This is a genomic window from Ruminococcus sp. 5_1_39BFAA, assembly GCF_964240875.1.
GTDB lineage: Bacteria > Bacillota > Clostridia > Lachnospirales > Lachnospiraceae > Blautia_A.
Genome location: NZ_CAXSVO010000002.1, coordinates 1 through 23121, shown reverse-complemented (window position 1 = coordinate 23121; position 23121 = coordinate 1). Strand labels below are relative to the sequence as shown.

Annotated in this window: 18 protein-coding genes; 1 reads left to right on the top strand and 17 read right to left on the bottom strand. The window is 40.9% G+C overall.

The window, feature by feature from the left end; all coding sequences use genetic code 11:
- Positions 1-39 precede the first annotated feature (39 nt).
- From ACESZH_RS02710 to ACESZH_RS02680, 7 genes are all read right to left on the bottom strand, one after another.
- A complete protein-coding gene (locus ACESZH_RS02710) occupies positions 40-1356 on the bottom strand; it encodes an extracellular solute-binding protein (RefSeq protein ID WP_373219849.1) in 1317 nt (438 codons plus the stop codon).
- A complete protein-coding gene (locus ACESZH_RS02705; protein WP_373212745.1) occupies positions 1353-3146 on the bottom strand; it encodes an alpha amylase N-terminal ig-like domain-containing protein in 1794 nt (597 codons plus the stop codon). The genes ACESZH_RS02710 and ACESZH_RS02705 overlap by 4 nt, the downstream gene beginning before the upstream one ends.
- Positions 3143-4168, bottom strand: a complete 1026-nt coding sequence (locus ACESZH_RS02700; RefSeq protein WP_373212748.1) for a LacI family DNA-binding transcriptional regulator — start codon at positions 4166-4168, stop codon at positions 3143-3145. Before ACESZH_RS02700 ends, ACESZH_RS02705 begins: the two co-directional genes overlap by 4 nt.
- A gap of 513 nt (positions 4169-4681) precedes the next feature.
- Positions 4682-5212 carry a hypothetical protein gene (locus ACESZH_RS02695; protein WP_373212751.1) on the bottom strand — a complete coding sequence of 177 codons (531 nt, stop codon included), beginning with the start codon at positions 5210-5212 and terminating at the stop codon, positions 4682-4684.
- Positions 5205-6605 carry a DUF3696 domain-containing protein gene (locus tag ACESZH_RS02690; protein ID WP_373212754.1) on the bottom strand — a complete coding sequence of 467 codons (1401 nt, stop codon included), beginning with the start codon at positions 6603-6605 and terminating at the stop codon, positions 5205-5207. Before ACESZH_RS02690 ends, ACESZH_RS02695 begins: the two co-directional genes overlap by 8 nt.
- A gap of 312 nt (positions 6606-6917) precedes the next feature.
- Positions 6918-8249: an esterase-like activity of phytase family protein gene (locus ACESZH_RS02685; protein WP_373212757.1), complete on the bottom strand. Its 1332-nt coding sequence runs from the start codon at positions 8247-8249 to the stop codon at positions 6918-6920.
- Positions 8250-8391: 142 nt separating this feature from the next.
- Entirely contained in the window at positions 8392-11583 is a 3192-nt protein-coding gene (locus ACESZH_RS02680) for a glycosyl hydrolase (RefSeq protein WP_373212759.1), read from the bottom strand.
- A 164-nt stretch (positions 11584-11747) separates the two neighbouring features.
- Between ACESZH_RS02680 and ACESZH_RS02675 the strand changes: the two genes are divergently transcribed.
- Positions 11748-12746, top strand: coding sequence for a helix-turn-helix domain-containing protein (locus ACESZH_RS02675; protein ID WP_373212762.1), 999 nt, complete (start codon positions 11748-11750; stop codon positions 12744-12746).
- Between the two features lie 64 nt (positions 12747-12810).
- Here ACESZH_RS02675 and ACESZH_RS02670 read toward each other — a convergent pair whose 3' ends face one another.
- The 10 genes from ACESZH_RS02670 to ACESZH_RS02625 all read right to left on the bottom strand — a co-directional run.
- A complete protein-coding gene (locus ACESZH_RS02670; protein ID WP_373212764.1) occupies positions 12811-13674 on the bottom strand; it encodes an ATP-binding protein in 864 nt (287 codons plus the stop codon).
- Positions 13664-14416 carry a hypothetical protein gene (locus ACESZH_RS02665; RefSeq protein WP_373219847.1) on the bottom strand — a complete coding sequence of 251 codons (753 nt, stop codon included), beginning with the start codon at positions 14414-14416 and terminating at the stop codon, positions 13664-13666. Before ACESZH_RS02665 ends, ACESZH_RS02670 begins: the two co-directional genes overlap by 11 nt.
- A 144-nt stretch (positions 14417-14560) precedes the next feature.
- Positions 14561-15430: a sensor histidine kinase gene (locus tag ACESZH_RS02660; RefSeq protein ID WP_373212769.1), complete on the bottom strand. Its 870-nt coding sequence runs from the start codon at positions 15428-15430 to the stop codon at positions 14561-14563.
- Positions 15420-16322, bottom strand: coding sequence for a hypothetical protein (locus ACESZH_RS02655; RefSeq protein WP_373212772.1), 903 nt, complete (start codon positions 16320-16322; stop codon positions 15420-15422). The genes ACESZH_RS02660 and ACESZH_RS02655 overlap by 11 nt, the downstream gene beginning before the upstream one ends.
- A 15-nt stretch (positions 16323-16337) precedes the next feature.
- Positions 16338-17051, bottom strand: a complete 714-nt coding sequence (locus ACESZH_RS02650; RefSeq protein ID WP_373212775.1) for a LytR/AlgR family response regulator transcription factor — start codon at positions 17049-17051, stop codon at positions 16338-16340.
- Between the two features lie 111 nt (positions 17052-17162).
- Positions 17163-18287, bottom strand: a complete 1125-nt coding sequence (locus ACESZH_RS02645) for a YARHG domain-containing protein (RefSeq protein ID WP_373212777.1) — start codon at positions 18285-18287, stop codon at positions 17163-17165.
- Positions 18288-18326: 39 nt separating this feature from the next.
- Positions 18327-19139, bottom strand: coding sequence for a hypothetical protein (locus tag ACESZH_RS02640; RefSeq protein ID WP_373212780.1), 813 nt, complete (start codon positions 19137-19139; stop codon positions 18327-18329).
- 69 nt (positions 19140-19208) lie between these two features.
- Entirely contained in the window at positions 19209-20423 is a 1215-nt protein-coding gene (locus tag ACESZH_RS02635) for a hypothetical protein (protein ID WP_373212783.1), read from the bottom strand.
- Positions 20424-20458: 35 nt separating this feature from the next.
- The gene (locus ACESZH_RS02630) at positions 20459-21799 is read right to left on the bottom strand and encodes an HNH endonuclease (RefSeq protein WP_373212785.1); all 1341 of its coding nucleotides are present in this window, start codon (positions 21797-21799) and stop codon (positions 20459-20461) included.
- A 43-nt stretch (positions 21800-21842) separates the two neighbouring features.
- On the bottom strand, positions 21843-23121 hold a 1279-nt coding region (locus ACESZH_RS02625; protein WP_373212787.1), incomplete at its 5' end, for an ATP-binding protein.

The window sequence follows — 23121 nt, the reverse complement described above, 5'->3', positions numbered from 1 at the left end:
GGACCGCCCGCATTTCTTGTGTGCAGACGATAACAAACGTTATTCCCCGGCAAGCAGAGCATCTACTTTTTCTGCCAGCTCATCCATTGCATCCTGTGCTGCTTTTTCACCGTTCATGACAGCCGTAACTGCAGTTGCCAGTTCACTGTCGATCTCGGACCAGCAGGATACAGTCGGTCTGCTCTTTGCAGTTTTGATGGCTTCCAGGAATGGTGCGAAATCTGCTTCCTTTACGGTTTCGTTTTCCAGTGCAGCTTCATTTACCGGGATCTGTCCGCATTTGGACATTTCCACCTGTGCAAACTCACTGGTCATGAACTGCATGAATTTCCATGCAGCTTCCTTATTGGCGGATGTAAACATGGAGATGTCCTCGCCGCCCAGAACGGAGACAGAACCGCCTTCTCCTTCCGGCATTGCTGCTGTTTCATATGCGAAATCCGGATATGCGCCTGCCATCTCGCTGATCTTCCATGGACCTTCCAGCAGCATCATATAACGTCCTGTTCCGAAGCCGTCTGTCATAGGAATATCGCCGCTGTTAAAGCCAGTCATGGCACCTTCTGCGTAAAGGTCCGCAAGCATTTGGATGGCTGCAACTGTTTTCTCACTATTCAGGTAGCCTTCCGCTGTGGTCTGGTCCGGATCTAAGATATCACCGCCGTAGCTCCAGATAAACGGGCAGAGATTCCATCCGGAAAGCGCAGGCTCATCATAGCCCCATACCTGCTGTCCGTTTTCATTATTACCGGAAAGAGCTTTTGCTGTCTCCACAAATTCGTCCATGGTTGCCGGAGCTTCCAAGCCAGCATCCTCCAATGCGGTTTTATTGTAGAACAGGATTTTCGTGTTGGTATTCAGTGCAAGCCCGTAGGAATGACCGTCAATCTGTGCCGTGCTCATGGCGCTGTCCAGAAGCCCATCCGCGGTTTCCTGAAAATCGGCAATCTCTTCCTTCAGCGGCATCAGGATTCCCGCTGTTGCAAATTCCGGGATCCAGGCACTGTCCAGACGTGCCACATCCGGTAAGGTATCTGCTTTTGCATTGATCAGGATCTTATCATGCAGGTCCGCCCATTCGTGGGATACTGCATTTACGGTAATCCCGGGGTTTTCTTCTTCAAACTTCGGAATCAATACATTCATCAGCGTTTCATTTTCCGGCGACTGCGCACTGTAGTGGTGCCAGAAATTAAGCGTTACCTCTTCTGCTGAACCGCTGTTCTCATCATTGCTGTCCAGGCTTTCCTGAGAACTGGCTTCAGAATCTGCCGATGTTTGCGCATAAACGGTCATGGTTCCCAAACTCATTGCTGTGATTGCTGCAAGCATCGGTAATAATTTAGATTTCTTCATAAGACTTTTCCTCCCTTATCTGCTTTCAAGATTTTTACACTGAGCGGCTCCATTGGAACGGTTAGCATTCCTCCATAGCTGTACATGTCAGAATTTCTAAACTCCCTTTTTCCAACAGGCAAAAGCCCGTATTCCTTTCCTGTTTCCATATCAAAATATCTTTTTTTATAAAATACCGGCAAATTTACTGTTTTTTCTTCCTTTTCTCCATTGATCAGAACATATATCTCTTCCTCCTGATCATAGCGGATAAATCCATACATCCTCCCTTCACATAAATTTACAGCATATCTGCCTGTTCTTATACACGCCTCCCTTTTCCGCACGCCAGTCAACCACTGATAATATTCCAGCAGCTCCCGGTCCTGTTTCTCCTCATCCCAGATCATACACCGCCTGCAGTCCGGATCGTTCGCCCCGGTCATTCCCACCTCGTCTCCATAATATATGGACGGGGCGCCTACAAAGGTCATCTGGAATGCCGCTCCCAGCTTCAGCTTTTCCTTTTTGCCCTGGCAGAAATACAGGAAGCGTTCCGTATCATGACTGTCAAGGGGCAAAAACATGGACTGGTTCATCTCCTCCGGGTATTTTGCAAGCATGTTCTGAATCCGGTTGTCAAACTGCTCCGCATCAATTTTTTCATATGCAAGAAAATCTCTCACACTGTCGCGAAATGTATAATTCATGATGGAATCCATTTTCGAACCATCCATAAGCCGCAGTCCGGGTCCCCATGTCTCTCCCAGAAGAAGAATTCCTGGGAATTTCTCTTTCAAACGAATTCTCGCCTCAACCCATACGCTCTCGTCCACCTCATCTGCCACATCCAGCCGCCATCCGTCAATCCCATACTCTGAGATCCAGTATTCCATAATTTCCAGGATCATCTCACGGACCTGGGGATTTCCCGTATTCAGCTTCGGCATGTATGGGTAAGCGCCCACGCATTCGTAGCACGCATTGGAAACCGTCACTGGAAATTTTGTGATATGATACCAGTCTTTATATCCGGAATCCTCCTGGTTTTCCAAAATGTCTGCAAACTGCCGGAAATGGATCCCCGTGTGATTGAAAACTCCGTCCAGTATGATCTTCATTCCCTTTTCATGAACCTTTTCCACAAGCTCCCGGAATTTTTCATTGCCGCCAAAGAGGTTATCCACATAATAGTAATCTGTGACGGCATATTTGTGGTTAAAATCCGCGGAAAAAATGGGATTCAGGTACAGGCATTGGACGCCCAGCTCTTCCAGGTGATCCAGATGATCGATAATCCCCTGCAGGTCCCCGCCCATGTAATTTTCCCGTGTAGGCGCTGTTCCCCATTCCCGGCAATCCGGCGGCGACAGGTCCGGATTTCCGTTATCGAACCTTTCGGGAAATATCTGGTAAAAAATCTGTCCTCTGCTCCACTCAGGAGTATGGATCACCTCTGTCTGATTTGCGTACAGGAACTCAAACAGCCCGTCCTCCGGCGCTTCCCTGCCCAGCCCCCAGGCTGACAAATAAAGAGCTTCGGTTTTCCCTCCCAGTTCAAAGTAATATTTCCGGTATCTTGCCGGATGGCGGAATTTCAATTCTGCCCGGTAATAGTCAAACAGCTCGTCCCGCAGGACACATTCCATCGCTACAGACTTTTTTTCGCCGGGACTTGTGCGGGCAAAATAAATCACCTTGCATTGCATCATATCTTTTTTTGCAGTTCGCAGGCGTAAAATTAAGGTTTGGCGGTCTTTCAGATAAATGTCAGGATATGTTCCTGTATGTCTGATTGCCTCCTTGTTCATCCAATCTGCTCCTCCCTTCCTTCGGATGATGCTCGCTTGATCAACTCTGTATCAATCAAAACGTTTCTTTGCTCCACCTCCCTGTTATTCATTTTTTGTATCAGCGCATTGGCTGTTATTTCACCAAGCCGGTATGTATCTACATCAACAGCAGTAAGCGGCGGTTCCATATATTCCGCCAGAGGATAGTTGTCAAAGGTGACCATGCCAAGCTTTTCCGGAACCGGGATCCTGGCATCGCGCATACCTTTCAGGATATGGTAGGAAATGATGTTATTGGAGCAGAGCACAGAGTCTATCCTCTTCTCCTCCACTGCTCTTTTTACATCGTTTATCAGCCCTTGGTAATCCTGTCCGCAGATCAATACCTCCACGTCTTCCAGATCTATGTTTTTTTCCCGAAGCCCATCCAGAAATCCCGCAATCCTTCGCTTTGCAAAAACCGTCTGGTCTTCTTCTGAAACGAATGCTGCCCTTTTAAATCCCTGTTCCAGCAAATGGCAGACTGCCTTTTTTCCGCCCTCATAGTTATTGATGTCAACCCAGTCCAGCTTGTCCGAAAAGACCTCCGGCTCTCCCAGGACCACAAAGGGGAACTGCTCTTTTTCCAGCAGATCTGTCAGCTTTTTCCGGATACTGGAAGACGGAAGGATCAGACCGTCCACCTTTTTCTCATATACCAGGGAGGTGATAGATGAACCTTTTTCGTCCATATCGTTGGTAATCAGCAAATTGTATCCATTTTTTTGCGCTACCCTCTCAATGGCATAAACGCTTCGGTTAAAAAATGTATTGGCAAATGTATTCTCATCCTCCGCATCAATGACCAGGGCAATCGTATTGGTGATCCCGTTTGCAAAATTCCGCGCCCGGCTGTTAGGGTGATAATTTAATTCTTTCATGGCCTCCTGTATTCGTGTCCTGGTTTCCTCAGAGATTGCGGCATTGCCGTTTATCACCCGTGAAACCGTGGATGCTGAAACGCCGACCATTTTAGCGATATCTTTTATTGTAGCTCCCATTTTCGGTACCTCCTGTTTATGCAAACGGTTGCATTAACCGATAAAAAAATTCGTGCAAACGTTTGCACGAATTAATCATACTGTTTTTTAGTTAATTTGTCAATATATTTTTGAGATTTTTATATTTTTTGTGCTTTTTTTCCACTAGACACGATCTATAAATAAACCATTTCTTTCTAAAGTTTTTCTGCTCCAATGTACTTCAATCTGCTGTCTAAACTCCGGACAAACCATTTTGCTCTCTTTAGCAGCCAATTATTATTATCAAGCCTCAAATATATTCCTTCACTATTACAAGTTCCAACCTTAGACATGAAAAAAATCATTTAAATCCTCTTGAATATTTGCCATATCCTAAATTTGGTACCAGGCTCAAAGTTGCGCCGTCTATTTTTTCTTCAATCGCAATTTTATTGGCTAAAAAATCCTCTACTTCTAAATCTGTTAAATAATTCTTTTTTGTCTTGTATCACCCAAAAGAATATACGGTGTTGAGTGAAACTTATAGAACATTTACTCAGACCCTCTATTTAAAATTTTCTGTTCATACATTTTTTGAGCATATTCCCTATCAAGAAATTCGATATGTATTCCATACTTAGCAAAAGCCTCTTCATACCCAAGCCACTTTCCATCTGCGGCTTCTATAATCGGCGGTTTCTCAGCATGTGCATTAGCAAGTGCAACAAACTTCTTATCGCTTTCGTCAAATTCTTTAGTTTCGCTATCATATGGGTAGTCAACATATTGTCCATTTTCATCTTTATCCAACTTAATATGATCCTGCGGCAAAATAGCAGCATAGTAATTGTATAACCATCTAAAAAACAGTTTTCCCATATTACTGTCTTTACAGACATTATTGTGGTACTCTTTCCATATTTCATGACCTAAATCCAAAACCAATTTTTTTTCTTGCCCCATCGTTAATTTACCTACATATTCCATACAAGCTCTTTGCATTTTCAATTCTTCGTTTGGACAAGAATCAGGTGCAACAGAAGCTTTAGCAGGTACATTTGTATCCAGAATAATTCTATTCATTATGTTGCATATCCCTTTCTTTAATCCTACGGTCCATTGCGTTCATTGCCTGCGTATACATGTCTTTTTCCATATCTCCGAAAAAGCCCTCGGGCCAATTTAGGATATTCCCATAAGTATCCACTTGCAATTCTTCCAATTTGGACCTATTTGCACAGTTATTTGCAAAATATGCTTTCATTTCTTCCGTTTTTATAGTTTTATCGGAAATACGCATTTGAAGCCTTCTAAGCAAATATTCTGAATGTGTTTCAATAATAACCTGTATCTTCCGATCTTTCGAATTTTCTCTCATATTTATAGCATCAATAAGCACATCTGCCAAAAGTGTCTGAGCTTTAGGATGCAAATGAATTTCTGGTTGCTCAATAAAAATAATAGAACCACTTGGAGCATAAAATAACTGTACAATAACCGGAAGTACTTGTGAGACCCCAAACCCTACATCTGGAAGACTAACATATTCGGAAGTTCCCTTTATCTTCACTTTGACTTCATAATCCTGTCGATTTTCTATACGGTTGATTTTATAATTTTCAATCAACTCCATCTTTTGTAAGGCATTTCCGATTACCGCTTCAAAAGGTATATAATTGGTATGCGGAAATCTAAGTTTACGCCCCTCATGTTTTGCAGAAAGAATTGCTTGAATTGTATATATACCATCATCTCCAACACTATCCGGATTTGTTCCTGCCCAGCTATATATTCGACTGGATTTACTTCTAAGAGGTCCTAAATAATAAAACTTGGAAAATAAATTTTCTTGATGAAGATTCAAATCCTGTAAAAAATCAGAATCCTGATAATAAGCAAGTGCCGCATCTGGAAATCCATAGTATTTCATGGGTTCTGTCAGTTTCCAAGCCCTTCCTTTCGTCCGTTTCAATTCCTCTATTTCACTAAACAGTTCATAATTACGGCTACCTAATCCTTCATCTAATTTTTTCATGCCTACAGCAAGACGTTGTCTAGTATCTTCAAATAGTTCATATGCAAACCGCCCTACTTCTAAGTATTGGATCTCCGGATCATTAACTTGAATATCAGCTTTAAATTTAACTCTGTTATAACGCCGTCTATTTTTTCCTATACCAAAATCTGACTTTTTATCTAGCGACCAATCATACTCAAACTTTATCTTTTCTTGCATATCATGGTTATGGAAAATATCAGATGGCGTTCCCAAATTAACAGATGCTTTATCTCCGGATAACATTAGCACTGTTTTTCTATCGGATTGTTGAACTGTCTGCTTAAGCATTACCAAAAATTGACCAATACTAGATTTTCCTGAACTATTGCTGCCAAAAAGAACTGTTATTGGTGCCAATTCGATATCCCCAGTATCTTTCCAACCTTTAAAATTTTTGATGGATAAATGACTTAACATAATTTCACCTCATGTCCATTCTCATTGATAACTTTTTATTATACGCCTATCTCAACGCCGCCTGCAATTCATTAAACAGTAAAGGAGTTGATCACTAATCACTTAGCTGGACAACTCCTTTTCAAAGTTACGTACATATTTCTGTCTGTCAGTGATCATAAATATATACATATTTACTTACATATTATAATCTATGGAATACTATTTATGCAACCACCTTTCGAAAATATCAACTGACAGCGGCAGTTCCTTTGGATGCTTGGCAACTATGAGAAAGGGCGCTCCCCCGCTCCGGGAAAACGCCCTCTCTGATCATTTCTCTTTCAATATCCACAACTGCGCCGGCTCTGTATTCTCCTCAAGAGATATTTTCACCGATGCCTCTTTTTCGTCCAGAAAATATTTTCCGGAAGCGCTGTCATAAACATAATCCATAATATCCGCATCTGGATTTTCTTCATCCTCTACCTTGGTAACAATGCCAAAATCATTATCATTGATCACCACAATATCATCGCCTGCCATACAAATGCCTTCTGCTTTTTCAGCAGTCCATCCCTGTTCCCGCAAATCCACCAGTTTTTCTGCTTTGATAAAATTAATATCCAATTCTTCCGCACTTTCAACATACTCCAGTGTTTTATCATTATAAGCAACATCTGTGATATCTGTGGCATCAGTCAGATCCACTTTGCAGATCACATTACTCATGCTGCCGTCGGAAAGCGTTCCCTGCTCAATTACCAAAAGAGTATTGTCGTCTATAGAATAGATATCGCCAATTTTACAGTCTTTAGCAGACTTATATTTTGATATCTCTACCGGATAAGCATACATCTTTGTCTCTTTTGTCTCAGGATCAAGCTCTACGATTCTCGTAAAGCAGGCAGTTTTGGATGTCTCGCCGTTCACATCCAGAACACTTTGAACAGAAGCCAGGATTTTTCCTGACGGAGTGATCGTCAGGCCCTCAAACCCTCTATTTGGAATCCTGTTTTCCAGGATCTCCGGAAGGCCGTCTCCAGGCGCATATTTCTCTAACAGAGTTCCTTCTGAATCAAATTTTGCAATAAACGGTCCGTATTCGTCGCACACCCAGAAATTTCCATCCTTGTCTACTGCAATTCCTTCTGTATCCAGACCGTTACTGTCAAAACCAATATTATTCATTTCCATATCAAGCGCCGTTTCATTCGTAGAACCTACCTGTCCCGGCTCCAGCGGCAATCCGGTGATATTATTGCCCTGTTCATCTTTTAATTCAATCACGGAGGTTACCACTGCCCCCTCATCTTTTATTGTCAGAATTGCAATACTCGGCGTAAATTCCGGACACGGAAAAATCTTAGCGTCTGTAACATTACCATCTGCACTGTACTGAGGCGCATCTGCGTTTGGTCCACGGTCCGTAACAGCATAAAACTCCATCTCTCCGTTTTCGTTGTATCCTTTGAATGTAACCGCTGAACCGAATCCCGTTACCAGACCATTTTCAAAATATCCTTCTTTTCCTTCTGCAAATGGAACCTTAAATTCCTGCGGAACCTCTACGTCATAAGCTACCGGCGTATATGCCCATATCGGAAACGCTTCACCGGACATCATCCCTACTGTCAGAACAGCCAACAGAATTTTTTTCTTCATCACTCAAATTTCCTTTCTGCTTAATTCTTTTTTCAAAGTGATTATATTCTGTCGGCTGTATTTCATCTATCACGGTATTGTAAAGTTTTTCGCCGCTTACGGTAAAATATGACCTGACGGCTTTTTCTACGTTTTACTTCAATCACACCGTTACTTTCTGATAAGTAATGATGGAAGTTTCCCCAACCATTCCGTAATCATCCGGTTCGGGCTGCTCCAGCCAGCCTCCTGCAGAATTCTGGAAGGAACTGGAATTTTCATCGGTTGCCTGGGAGGCACCCATGATGTAACCGTAGGAACGCATTGCGTTGCGCAGACTGCTTGTGACACGAACCTCGATCGTGTTTTCACCGCCCTGTACATAGTCGGAGATGTCTGCCTCGGCAGAGTCCATATCCACCAGAACCTCCTGACCGTTTACCCACAGCGCAGCAGTGCCGTATGAGAAGCTGTCAGCAGCAAATACAGCTCCAAGTTCTTCACTATTCCAGTCTTCAGGAAGCGTGAAGGAGGTTGTGTAGGTACCTGTACCGGAAATGTATTCACCAAGCGCTTCTATATCCTTCCACGGAACCAGCTCGGCAAGAGTACCTGCTTCAATTAAATTGTGATCTGTAGTATAGGTTACTTCGGTGGTGGTTACACCTGTAGCATCATTTGTCTCAGTTCTTGTGATCTCTTTGCCTGGTTCATAGGAATCTACGGTAAGAGACCAGTTTTCCAGTGTAATATCCTCCGGTGCGGTGACTTCCGTGTCTGTCACGGTTCCGTCGTTTAATACGGCTGATACGCTTCCGCTCTCGGAGACCGCAAGGATCAGTTGATCATCTTCTTTAAAAGTACAGTATACATTATCTGCAGAAGTAATATAGGTGTCTCCTTCATTTCCATTGCTCTCTAGGGCAAATACCATCACCTCTCCGGGAGCAATATCTAAATTCAGGACAGTACGGCCGTCCACAACATCGTAGGAAGCCACTTCCTTCACCTCTCCGGTCCATGTGTCGATCACGTAGGGCTTAAACGCACCCTCCATCAGTATCTGCCCGGTGTAGTTTTCCTCATTCTGGTACATATAATTGTACACATAGAGATATTCCGTATCCCCGTCTTTTCTGAGCGTTGAAAGGATCTCAGCATTGGATTCCGCATATTCTGCTCTTGGGCGGATGCCAAGCTGCATAAGTGCGTCATAGGTTTCTGCTTCGGATTCTACGGTGCATACATTATCCAACGCTTTAATCTGCTCAACAACCTGGAGAAGCTCTTCATCCTTACCGTCGTTTCTTCCGGTACGGCTGCCTGCTGCCAGATTGACCTTATGATTATCGTTGTTGTCAATGATTTCGTCCGTATTGTTTACAAACACAACAGGAAGCCCGTTTTCAGCCCATTCCAGAAGGCGCACTGCGGAGTCATAAGGAAGCTCGTCTTCCATAACGATCACAGCCTGGTAAGCAACACCGTCAGCATTGATCTGAGCGTTTGACGAGGATACATCCTCATCTGTCAGAAGGTACGGAGAAAAATAATCGTAGGTGTATCCCGCATTCTGGAGAGTCATATCCTGCCAATAGAAGCCTTTATTGTTGTGGACCATATTTGTATAAAGATCGCTTCCTCCGCCCATAAAGCCATAGGACCAATTGTTAAGAGAATAATCTGTACGGAGGATTGCAAGATCCATCTGCGGCACGCCCTGCTCCAGGATCTTCTGGATCCGGGAGAGATGCTCATTGAGCTGGGTATAGTCAATAGAACCTGGCTGACGTTTGTTGAAACGTTCGGAGAACATATCCATCATACCCTCATAACCAGGCCAGCACACACGTCCCTCGGGACCATATTCGGAGGAGTAACCGTGGGTTATGGTCTTCTGAATGCCGGACGCGTACTGCATATAGAACATCTGGCGGTAATATCCGTTATTATACAGGTAGTTGGAAAAGAACTCCGCACCGGTTTCGGAGGAGTAGCGTTTATTAAACAAATGCGCAGCACCGGACATTGCACGATAGGATTCAATCTCATTGCCAAATTCAAATGCCTCTGTCTCTACATAATCCAATGCCTTAATAGGCTCAGAAATCTCAAATGTCTTGCCGTAAGAATTCTCGGCTCTGAGATACATGTTTTTGCTGTGGAGCCAGTCGGCAAGCGGCTGAAGACATTTTTCAGTGTAAAGCTCTGTCGTCACCTGGTAGAAGTCATTCCGAAGGTACTCGTCAAAACGCGCTTCCTCATCATCCGCCAGATCGTAGCGGTAATCCAACTCCACCCCAAGGCATCCGCCGTTTGCAAATGTCTTGATCAGAAGCGGCAGGTACGGCGCAATGTCATAGCCCATTCTATCCTGGAACTCCTGCAGCATCTCTTTGCTCCAGAGCTGTCCGGTGGTCTCTTCACCGCGTGCATTTAATTCCAGGGAGTCCATATACATATCACACTCATCGATCTGATCAATAATTTCCTGCATCTCATCGGTAAGCACGTTTTCATTCCAGTAATCGATCAGAGCCTGTGAACCCGCATCGGAAAGGTAATTAATTGTATATGATTTTCCAGTAGATGCGGGAGTGTAATATTCTCCTGTCCCATACTGGTAAAAAGCAAAAAGAAGATAATCGCCTTCATCCGGAGCGGTATAGGATACGTTTACAGATTCAATAAATCCATCTTCATCGGTAACAGCCGTGACTTCATCGTCCAGCACCGTAAGAGAATCCTTGTCCAGAAGAACCAGTTCTTCTTCCGTTTCCGTAACCTTTGCTGCTACAACGCATATTAATGTTTGTTTGCTGGTTTCTGCCGGCAGAACGCAAAGTGCCAGCTCTCCTTCATAAGAGCCTGTAAAAGCATCTGTCACCGTATAACCAAGCTCCTGGGACGCTTCCTGATCATCAGGAGTAATTACTGTCAGGTTGGCAGTTGACCAATGGGTACCGCTGGTCATGGAAACGCTCATACCCAGAGAAGCACATTCAGAGATGATCAACTGACTGTCGTGGATCCACTCCGGAGATCCCCAGCCATATGTAGCATCGTCCAGATAAGCGGATTCATCCAATGTTACGAATTCAATGCCGCCGTATCCGGCATCATACAATTCATGAATAGATTCAATAAGCGTTTCATCCGTATGAGATCCCTCCGCCAACCACCATCTGGCGTATGGACGATACTGCATTTCCGGTTCTTCCATAGCTTCTGCAAGGGCCGCGGCAAAATCATCGTTTTCTGCCTGGGCATACACCACACTTTCTCCCGTCAAACAGAGAGTCAGACTCAGGGCGGCAGAAATCCCTATTATCCTTTTTAACTTGTTGTTTTTCATGTTTTCTCCTTTCTACTGCAACCTTATTTGGTGATGTTTACATGATACAAAAACGCCGTTCAAAATATCACCGTGATTTTTGACCGGTTTCTTCTAAAATGTGATATAATTTTTATAAAAACAGGATAATCAGGAAGTGTATACTGAAAGAAAAAGGAGAAATTATGCTGTATCATGATATTGAGCTGTCAGTGGAAGAAATATATGCAAAACCAAGAAACGTCTGTCAATTACGGAATGATCTGCAAAATGTGATTCCCGATCAGAAATCAGACCGCTATTTGACGCTGACCTCTTATTATATGGATACAGACGTATGTTTCAGCGGAAGGCTGGCTGCAGCACCCTATCGTCCTATCAGTTCCGCTACCAAACAGAATCTTGTTTACATTATGAATTTTTTTCTTCTGGAAATGGATGAGAATTATTATACCAGAAGACAAAATCTGGAGCTTTTTGAGCTTCGATATACATTGGAAGGAAAGGGTTTTCTATCTTATGACGGGAAAGAATATATCCTGACTCCCGGAATGGGATATCTGATCGATAACCGGAAGCCTCATTATTACAGAACAGAAGGGACGTACTGGAAAAGCACAGTCATGCACATTGACGGGCCTTTTATCCGAAATATGTATCCCCTGTTTCTCAAACGGGGAAACGTCATATTTACGGAACACACTGTAAAGGACTTTGAACAAAAACAGTATCAAATTTTAAAAATCGACACTTCTATTACATCTTACAGGGAATACCGGGTTTCTGCTATGCTCACCTCTCTTCTTACGGATCTGCTTACCGCTGCGGATGAGAAAGATAAAATGATGGAAGCCCAAACTTCAATCCTGGTAAAGAAGGTTCTGACTTATCTGTCTGAGCATTATGCGGAGGATATAAAGATGCAGGCCCTCAGCGAAACTCTTTTTGTAAGCCGCGAGCATCTTTCAAGGGAATTTAAAAAATATATGTCCATGTCTCCAAAGGATTATCTGAATAAGCTGCGCATCTATCATGCGGAACGCCTTCTCCGTACAACCGATCTGAGCATTGGAGAGATTGCGGAGAAAATTGGTTATGCCAGTGAGTCCTGCTTTTTCAGAGCATTTAAAAATGAAAACAATATTGCCCCCGGACAATACAGAAAAAAGAATACTCATATCTAACACAGAATCCTGCCCGGACACCGCAAGTGTGCCTTGGCAGGACTCTTTTGTGAGTTTTCACTTATCATTTTTCCGTATTTGGCTCGTCTCCGCAGCGCAAAAGTATAACCGAATGAAAGATCTCCCCTTCATCCTTCCATTCATACGTACCGTCATTTTTTTTGCACACATCTTCAATAATCGATAATCCAAATCCATGATCGTAAACATCCGCTTTGGAGGTGGTATGTCTAAATTTCTCCTGCGGATTTTTACTATTGTACATATGGATCGTCAGAAAGCCAGCCGAAGCGTTTACAGAGAGCCGCAGGAAAGGCTCTGAACATCCGGACCGGATACAGCTTTCAATACCATTATCCAAAAGGTTAAAAAACACACTGCTTAAATCTGTCGTATCAATATTCAAATCTTCAGGAAGCAGAATTTCATAACTGGTTTTTATGTGATGCTTTTCAGCAGTTCTCTGTTTACTTTCCAGGATCGCATTAATAAGATTATTCTGACAGATAGGACGGAACCGTTCCTGCCGAAAGGCGCTTGTAAACTCATGAAGATAGGCGTCAGCTTCCTCCACATTTTCATTTTCAAGAAGGTTCAGAAAATTCAGAAGGTTATGGTTCATGTTTTGCTGCAAAACCAAGGTTTGTTTCCGGCGCGTGTTAAGCGCCAGGGACTGTTCCTCCTGTAAATGCTGCTGCTGTTTCAGACCCGAAAGTTCCGCATCCATTTTTGCATCATGAAGCGTCTGCCATGCAATATGATAAAGCGTTACGCAAGTCCCGATCATAGAAAATCCGAGAATAAAAAGGCAAAGCAGGTATACTGCTTTATTCGGAAATGTTTCTACCGGAAATGATGTCAGAAAAGCCCCCGCCTGCACCCCAAAAACACATATGAAAAATCCGGGAATATTATGTTTATGTTTCATACGTACCTCCGCTATCATCCTCAATTTTTGACAACAGCTTTTTACTATAGACTGCTGCTTCTTCAGACTTTTTCATATCCATAAGATAGCAAAGAGCGGTCAGATGATTTTCAATGTCATGATTCCATTTTCGGATTCTTTGATATTCCTTTTCCATTTTCATGGAAAAATCCAGTTGCTCTTTAACGAGCTGGATCCTGTGCTCTTTTATAGCCCTTTGCTCTTCCTCAAATCTAACCTTTTGAATTCCCTTGTTGAAAAGAATACAGCTCGCAAGAAGAGGAAGAAAATATATCAGGGCATTTATCCAAACGCCAAAGTGCCTTTGATAAAATATGATCTGAATCACAAACGGTAAATACAATGGAAGAATAAGCTGTATAAACGTACTGGTTTTAATGGACAGAAAAAAATGTTTCAGCAGAGGGGTTGCCTTGTAGTAAAATATAAATCCTGTGAAAATGTTCAAAACAGTTACCAAAAAAGCATCCGAAACACTATTTACGGTATTGATTGCCGTATCTATATGAGGCTTATGAGAAATTAGCTGCTTTATAAACAAAAAAATGTTTGAACTATTGATTTCTATGACTGCCAAAGTCAGCATAAAAACAGCATAACAGGTAATCCGAATCCGAAGACTGCCCTGAAATAAGAGCACTGCTATTAAAAGCATACCCACTTGAATCGCTGTAGTACCTATGTCAATGCGATAAAATTTAATAACCGTTCCAATCGCCAAAATACCCAGTGAAACAAAATAGCAGCATATGCGGGAATCCTTCATAAAACCCCGCATTTCCAGTATATTACTGAAAAAATACGAAATTGCCCACGCAGTATACAAAAGTGTTGGTATAAGAAAAAGAATATTTGTATCCATAGCCTATCCCCTCCAATCAGCTCTCGCTGCAGCCGCACAGCGCAGCAATACCACAGACTCAAAGGCGTCCCCTTTATCTTTCCATTCATAAAGTCCGTCATTCTTTTTACAAATATCTTCAATAATATACAGCCCTAATCCATGCTCCTGGTCATCTTTCTTTACTGTATGGTGGTCGAACTTCTCATCCTGGTTTTTACTGTTGACCATGCGAACCGTAAGAAAATCCGCCGCAAAGCTGACCGAAAAATGTACAAAAGCTTCCGCCCTGCCGGAGCGAAGACAGCTTTCAATGCCATTGTCCAAAAGGTTAAAAAACAGGCTGCTTAAATCTGCCGGACCGATACTCAAACTTTCCGGCAGAAGAATTTCATATTCCATTTTTATTCCGTTTCTGACAGCAAGCTCCCGCTTGCTTTCCAAAATCGCACTGATAAGGCTGTTCTGGCAGATGGAGCGAAACCGTTTCTTCTGAAAAGTGTTTGTTATTTCGTTCAGATATTCACTGGCCTTTTCGTATTCTTTTTCTTCAAGTAGCTGCCGAAAATGCTGCAAATCTTCATCCAGCGCTCTCTGCAAAAAAAGAGTTTCCCTCTGGCGGTCAGCGATAGAAGCCGCTTGTTCCTGCTGCAAATGATTTTGCTCCTTCAATGCTGAAAGCTCCGCGTCCATTTTTGCATCACGGAGCGCCTGCCATGCAATCTGGTAAAGCTTTATACTTGCACATGCCAAAGCAAGACACAGCGTCAAAAGCACTATAAGGTAGGTCTCTCTGTTTGGAAATTTTTCAATAGGAATCGAATCTAAAAAATCACATAGCTGTACCAGAAAAACACATATAAAAAACACACGAATATTATGCTTATTCTTCATATGAATCTCCTTGTCCGCAAAAACGCTGCGCGTCTGAAACGGCTGCGAAATCTGTATAATAATCTGCTGCCTCTTCATATTTTTTCATATCCATCAAATAAGAAAGAGCGAGCAAATGATTCTCAATATCATGATTCCATTTCCGCAGCTTTCGGTATTCCGTCTCCATTTTCATGGAGGCTTCAAGCTGAGTCTTGGCAAGCTGTATACTTTTTTCTTTTAAAACCCGCTCCCTTTCCTGATTTTTAACGCTTTTGATGCCTCTCAGAAACGCAGGGTAACATATCAGGAATGCAGAAAAATACACAACTCCTCCCAGCCCCCAGCGTGCTCTCTGATAAATAAAAAACTGCATGATAAAAGGCATATACAATGGCAAAACAAGCTGAAAAATAGTCCATGATTTCACAGAAAGCAGCAAATGCGCTAACAACGGTGTCGCTTTATAATATAAAAAGCTCCCTATTCCAATATCAAGGCACGTAAGTAATATGAGATCATAAATGCTTCTCACTTCACTAAGCGCTGTTGCAGCCTGTCCGCTGCGCACCGTTAGCTGCTTGATCACCAGGAACAGCGTCGTAGCATAAACTTCGACGGATATCAACACCACCATAAAAACAACATACGAGACAAGCCGCAATCGCAGCCTGTCCCGAAACATAACCAATGCCACCAATAAAATACTCATTTGCACAAGCGCAGTTCCCACATTGAAGTCCCATTTCCGCAAATACATACTTAATAATAACAAGGGAAGGATAACCAAAAAGCAATCTCGCCTTGGACTCTTAACGAATCTTTTAGGCTTCAATAAATAAGAAAAATAGTACGATACCGCCCATGCCATATAGATAAGCATTGGTACATAAGACAATACATCTTCAGCCATAACCCTACTTCTCCTTTAAACTTTTTCCAAAATCATTTGTGCAAAAGCTCTTTTCACAGCCTCATAATAGGTACGCCCAATTGGTATACACTTTCCGTCAGCAAAAGTAATACCTGTTCGTCCAAGCGTACTGACCATTTCAAGATTTACGGCAAAACTTCTGTGGCATAACACAAATGACGGCGGAAGCTGTTCCAGCAGCGCAGTCAATTTTTCACTGGTGGAATACACCTCTGTGCTTGTATATATCTTCGTCTCCCGCATGATTCGTTCCATATACAGGATATCGTTCTGCGGCAGCCTGATCTGAATCTGGTTTTTCTTAAAATACAGGTATCGGCCTTCCTCACATGAAAGATTTTTCAATGCTGTTCTTAACGCCTTTTCCAGACCTTCCTCCAAACGGTCTTTACTAACAAAATATATATGCTTTGTTTCATATACATCCGGCGCATATTGCAGATACTGACTGATATATATAAGCTGAGTCCGCAGATTAAGCGGTGCAATCTTCTGCGCCGCCGAGATACCCGAAGCCGATTCAGACCCCAACTCGATATCCATCAGAACCATATCATAACAACATCCCTGCTCCTCCAAAACATTCATAAAATCTCCCGCAGTAGAATAATTTGTAATTTCAAAAGGAATATCCAATATATTATTTACTGCTGTATCTATAATCTGTGCATGCACAGGATTGTCCTCACACACTGCAATTTTTAACATAATATGTTCCTTTCCGTGAATAATTGTATTTTTATACAACTGCTAGTATACACGAAATGTACATATTGTTCTACTATTATTTACATAATTCAGTATAATTTTATCTGATTTTTAATCCGCCTCAAAACCTCCCTGAAACAATTGTCTCTTCTCATCCCATGACATATTCCCGCAGCAAAACCAGCCGCCTCCGGTTTCTCCCTGTACATATACCCAATTTACGGTATCTGTGTAAGGAATAGTAACTGTCTGAGGCTGCAGGATATAACTTTCCGCTGAAAAGTCCATATTGCTATACACTGTAATCGGCTGTGATAATGTTATAGGATAATCTCTGCAGAACGCAAATTCATAATACTCCTGCGGTATGCGCTCAATCATATTCCCCGCCCCGATTCTCCAACTTGCATAGATACTATCTGTCTGGATCAAATCGCATCTCATACACCCATCCATAGATCCATCTTCGTTGACAGCAATCCGGTCTACATTATCCGGAATCGTTCCGAGCATTCTTATCACACCCTGATCGTAACCATAAAATGTACATACCGGATCATCGCTTGGCCCATACTCAAAAATAACAAGCAGCGTGTGGACACCATCCAGTGATACTCCGTAGATTCTCTCATCTACATATTCGCCACTGCCTACGATCCAGGCTCCGTCGATACATAGACGATATTCATCATACGGATTGTAGGCACGGCTATCCACTGGATGTACAGAAATTTCCTCCGTCACACCATTCCCATCCAAATCAATCTTCAAATCTGTACCCATATCCGCTAATTTGTAAATTCCTGCCATATTCCCCCAAGTCTCACGGTATCCTTCCTGATCCAGAACGTATCCTCCCGGACAGATTTCATATTCTCTTGCAAGCAGAAGCTTTATATTACTTTTTTCTGTCTCATTAAGCCACTCTTCCTGGAACTCTTCAGGTGAATACCGCTCGTTATACCAGCTTTTCGTATGAAAATAATCCTGTAGCTCAGGCGAAACAAATGCCCTTCCGTATCTTGCATAAATTTCGTTCCGCGCATAGCATAATTGCTGTGCTGTCATCTCTGAAATATCATCGGATGTATAGCTTATCACGCTGCTGTCCTGTATAATAAAATCCGCAGTCCTCCCAATCTTATTGATATTTGCTGCCAGTACGTTTTCTTTTACTCTCGTAATGCAGCATAAGGCTATCAGCCACATAATCAATATTGTTCTTATCTTCTTCATCGCATCTGCTCCTATAAATCACGGAATTTTCTTTAATTACTACTTTCTGTAAAGCTTTACGACATCAAAGGATGAAGCTCCATCATAGATGCGAATGCCTTCCACACATATTGTCAATGTATCACCGTCTACAAAATATGTTCCTTCACTGCTCTCATCTTCATTATAGATTACTATAGTCTCTCCATCGTCCATTAATTCGTATCTCACATTAAGTGTTTCCGTATTAAATACGCTACTATCCTCTTCCGAGGGATACCTCACTTCCATTATAAACGAACCATCTTTACTAAATCTCATTATTATAGCTCCGTGCTCTGACGCAAATTCATATTCCCATTCACCAAGAATTGCGTTATCTGCAGTTATTTCAATTGGCTTTTTTTGAATTTCTCGATTCAAAGTTAACAACTTCTTACTATCATCATATATATATAATTTCTTATCATGAAGTTCAAAATCGTAATATCCACTCCTAAATTTAGTTTCGAGAAATAGTGTTGTCCCATCATGAATAATACTATATGTTCCATCAACATTATCATCTATACGGAAAGTTCCATCTTCATAAAATATAACCGTGTCAAAAGTATTTGTTAATAATCTCTCTATATATCCTGTCTCAAAATATGTTGATTCTTTTTTCCACGTTCCAACAATTGAGTTCTCCGAAACCCTTTCCGCTGCTACTAAATTGTTTTCATTGATTTTGTCCTCAGCAATTATTTCCGATGTAGGCTTATTACATAGAAATAAAATCATACCAATAATTGACATGAACACAATAAACGAACATGCGGCAAGAGATATTAATAACTTCTTTTTTCTTGAAGCAAATTGATTTTTCCACATTTTTTCTTCGCCTTTACCCTTCCCTACTACTTATCGGAATATTTTGTATCGCTTTACGCAAATGATATATTAGCTCATTCTTGTTAAAAAAAGTCCATCTGATAAATAAGCATAATTACCCCAAACGGCATATGCACAGACTATGCTATCTTCTATTCCGTTAATACATATCATATGATTTTCTTTATCAATTACATATGTAGTTTGAAAAGCCTCGATATCTGTGTCTACAATACAAGAACCATCGTCTCCAAATACTACGCTTCCTGTTTCTAGATCATCATTACACATCCAGGTACCATTTAGTTCACAAGTATAATCTGTATTCGGATAGAATTTCCATCCCCTATCATCTGGTAGCTGCATTGGTGCAATAACTGTATTTCCATCTTCGTCAAAGATAGAAAAATATCTATTTCCGTCATCTCCTACTATGCCAGCAATTACAATATATGTTTCTAAACCGTCTGATCCCACAATATCGAAGTGGCTGTCATAGTCCATTCTGGTAGTAATGGCCTGTTCACCAATAATGAAACATTCATCATCCTTATAACAATGTACGATTAGGTACTTATTTTTCTGAATATCGTAAAAGGGATATGCTTCACACTTTTCTTCGTGATATGTATTAATTTCATCAAAGTAAACAAATCCTTCTACTGATTGATTATCGTAACCCGGAACAATATAATCTGATATTTCTCCTGTTGTTGTAACCCAACACAGTTTATTATCTGGAGGAATACAACCGTCAACATATCCTTCCTTGTAATCATCCAACAGAATCAATGCTTTTTTATTATGAAAATATATTTTATTCGGTGATATTTGAGTGTCTAATTCAAAGTATGTTCCTATATCGGCAGACAAAAAAATTGTATTTGTAGCGTTTGAATAAGACATGTCATTATAAAAGGAATAGGAAAATATGCCATCTCCATTATATGTTAAGTCTATCAAATTGTAGTCAACCTTATTCGGAGATGAAAAATTAGGACTCTCCGTCAGTCCACCTGGCAAAGAAATAAAATCCATTGATATGGATTGACTTTCCATATTATAAATAGCATATTGAATCTCATTGATATCGAATCCGGAAATTTGTTTTTCCAAAACAAGATAACCACTACCTTCATACACATTATCGAAATCTATGCCTTCCAATACGCTGTCATTATTAATGAAATTCTCTCGTGGCTGCCAATCTGCAGCCTTTACAGTAAAAGAGCTGACTCCTAAAACAGTTAATATTCCAATTATTAAAAACATTTTTCTTTTCATATCGATACCTTTGCCTTCTGCACAATATCATGAAATTATTTGCTTTTCTTAGTTTCCTTGAATTCCTGTCTTATATTTCCGACAGCTTTTTCCATTTCTGCCAATGAAAATGTTCCTTTTAAGCCATCCCGATCAACATTAAAATCTCCATATTTACTATATAGGGTTTTACCCACCGCATCTACTGATTTTTCAATGCCAATACCACCGGTATGCTTGAATATCGCATTAATTTCAGTTGGAATTGCACGAATCGTTCTTCGATCTCCACATTCATGCCATGTTAATCCGTTTTCTCTCATATATTTCTCAATTTCTTTTGATTCACATCCTAATGTTTGTGCTGCAGTGCGCGTAGCTACATCATACGTTCCATTTTCTCCCGTTCTTCTGTCTGAAAAATCGTCAATCTCAACATGACCAATCCACTCATCCTCAAAATCTTCAAAATTGGGTTCATTTCCCCTGTAATCAACGCCATTGATTCCATACTTTTCTTTCAATTCAAGACCCGTCATAGTATGTTTTTCTCCTGCTTTATTCCATGTAATCTCTGTATCGTCGTGGAGCACCCACTGGGAATCACCAACTGCATCTGGATCTTTCCAATGTCCGCCGGTTTTAGGTAATACTGACGGAGAAACATTTTGCTCAACAAAATCTCGAATGACTTGTGTCTTTTCTTCATCTGTCAAGTCTGTTTTTTCCAAGTCTTCATATAAATCAAAGGATTTCATCTCTTCATCAAAAGCGTCTGTAGCATCTTGTTCCCATGGTATTTCATTTTCCACAATTCCATCCGCATCTAATGATTCGAGATTATCTGCTAGTTCAATCTCCTTATTTTCACCATAATCCTCATATTCATTCAACTCCTCCGCTAAAAATCCTCCCTCATCTTCACTAACAGAATGCTTTATTTCATCCTCAAGTTCGGAATATTCCATATCTCCAATTTCCATATTATCCGACGTGTCCAATTCTGACTCATTTAGCAACTCCCGCACCTCTATGCCTGGTTCATCCAAACTTTCCGCTTCATCAAAATCAATATCTATTATTTCGTTTTCTGGCGCGTTTAAATTATCTACATCCTCAATTTCTACATCTTCGCATTCAAAATCACTCATGTCCTCATTATTAATATCACCGCATTCGATATCTGTTAGATTGATATCATTTACACTCTCCGATTTATCCAAATCAATATCTACTATTTCGTTCTCCGCCACTTCTAAATTATCTAAGTCCTCGATTCCTACATCTTCACACTCAAAATCGCTCATATCCTCATCATTAATATCACTGCATTCGATGTCTGTTGGACTAATAGCGTTTATCTCTAAATCGTTACTATCTAAATTATTATAGCCCACAATATACTCCTCCTATAAACCTTTATACATCCGTTTTACACCATTATGCTTCCGTATTTAAAAAAGATTTTAACAACTTTATATATCCGGCTTCTGTAAAAGAAATATCTGTTTGCTGCATTACTTTTCTTATTACCCTTATTTTGATACAATTACTTATTGTTATTCTGTTATCATTATAAACTCCCTTTTTATCAAGCCATGAATCTACAGCTTTTATATACGAACATAACGAATTAGTATCTGCAATTTTATCTCCAAAATCCTGCATAAAACGTGTGGCATAAAATGCTGCATCTGATCTTAATCGCATTGAACACTTGGTACACGAAGCTGAATATTCACATTCTCTAAAAGGAATTAAAAACTGACTGTGTGTGTCCCAATAAGTCATTCTCGAATGGATTTCATTATTTGAGACACTGAGTCTAATATTCTCTTTTCCTCTAATATCAGGTGTCTGTACCAAAACTGGTTCTTTTAACAATGCATAGCTTACAAATGCCTGTCCCACATCCAACTTAGGGATTTGACTCTCCATCACCCTTTCCATACTTGTCGTTGATGAAATTGCCTTCCTATCGTTAATATCTACGAGGCGAAACGCTATCTTTACATCCGTATTTTTTACCACTTCATTTCCGACTGCTGCAGGAGATTGATCTGCTATAACTATGCCGGTTCCATAAGAACGAATTTCTGCCAGCATATTTTCCAGTGATCTCACCGTACTCCTCCCACCATGATTTCCGTTTTCGTCAATCTGTGCATTAAACAAAACATGTGCTTCATCAATTAGTATTAGATTTTTCAATACTCCATCTCCCGCATTATTGTGTTTTGTATATACACAAATGTTAATCAAAAGAAGCGCCATCAGTACTGACTTTTGCTCTTCATCATCTATTGCATTTAGTTCCAACACTGTGGGTTTTGAAAGCATATCTTCTAATGGAACAGTTTGTATTGTGTCATATATATTGGGGTTTTGTTCGATTAAATTTCTTAATCGGACAATACCACCGCTACGCAAATTGCCTTTAACATCTGCACTATATTTTTCTCTCTCAACCAATTTTTTAAAAACCAAAATAAACTCATGGAGACCAAATAATGTAACGTCAACGTCTTCGGCTGTACTATAATCTTTCCATCCGTATTTTACATATGTTTCTTGTATAGCCTCCTGAAAAATACTGTCTAAAGGAGAAGGCATTGAAAATGTAGCCTTAAATGCGCTTGCCAAACTAGTACAAAATTGCATTAATTTTTGAGTAATATTTCTATGGAAAATATTTCTAATATATGGAATAATTAAAAGA

Excerpts from the sequence above, each read along its gene's own strand:
- ACESZH_RS02690 (WP_373212754.1), bottom strand. The coding sequence starts at position 6,605 with ATGTTAAGTCATTTATCCATCAAAAATTTTAAAGGTTGGAAAGATACT.
- ACESZH_RS02675 (WP_373212762.1), top strand. The coding sequence starts at position 11,748 with ATGCTGTATCATGATATTGAGCTGTCAGTGGAAGAAATATATGCAAAA.
- ACESZH_RS02650 (WP_373212775.1), bottom strand. The coding sequence starts at position 17,051 with ATGTTAAAAATTGCAGTGTGTGAGGACAATCCTGTGCATGCACAGATT.
- ACESZH_RS02645 (WP_373212777.1), bottom strand. The coding sequence starts at position 18,287 with ATGAAGAAGATAAGAACAATATTGATTATGTGGCTGATAGCCTTATGC.
- ACESZH_RS02700 (WP_373212748.1), bottom strand. The coding sequence starts at position 4,168 with ATGGGAGCTACAATAAAAGATATCGCTAAAATGGTCGGCGTTTCAGCA.
- ACESZH_RS02685 (WP_373212757.1), bottom strand. The coding sequence starts at position 8,249 with ATGAAGAAAAAAATTCTGTTGGCTGTTCTGACAGTAGGGATGATGTCC.
- ACESZH_RS02635 (WP_373212783.1), bottom strand. The coding sequence starts at position 20,423 with ATGAAAAGAAAAATGTTTTTAATAATTGGAATATTAACTGTTTTAGGA.
- ACESZH_RS02695 (WP_373212751.1), bottom strand. The coding sequence starts at position 5,212 with ATGAATAGAATTATTCTGGATACAAATGTACCTGCTAAAGCTTCTGTT.
- ACESZH_RS02655 (WP_373212772.1), bottom strand. The coding sequence starts at position 16,322 with ATGGCTGAAGATGTATTGTCTTATGTACCAATGCTTATCTATATGGCA.
- ACESZH_RS02660 (WP_373212769.1), bottom strand. The coding sequence starts at position 15,430 with ATGAAGAATAAGCATAATATTCGTGTGTTTTTTATATGTGTTTTTCTG.
- ACESZH_RS02705 (WP_373212745.1), bottom strand. The coding sequence starts at position 3,146 with ATGAACAAGGAGGCAATCAGACATACAGGAACATATCCTGACATTTAT.
- ACESZH_RS02710 (WP_373219849.1), bottom strand. The coding sequence starts at position 1,356 with ATGAAGAAATCTAAATTATTACCGATGCTTGCAGCAATCACAGCAATG.
- ACESZH_RS02680 (WP_373212759.1), bottom strand. The coding sequence starts at position 11,583 with ATGAAAAACAACAAGTTAAAAAGGATAATAGGGATTTCTGCCGCCCTG.
- ACESZH_RS02640 (WP_373212780.1), bottom strand. The coding sequence starts at position 19,139 with ATGTGGAAAAATCAATTTGCTTCAAGAAAAAAGAAGTTATTAATATCT.
- ACESZH_RS02670 (WP_373212764.1), bottom strand. The coding sequence starts at position 13,674 with ATGAAACATAAACATAATATTCCCGGATTTTTCATATGTGTTTTTGGG.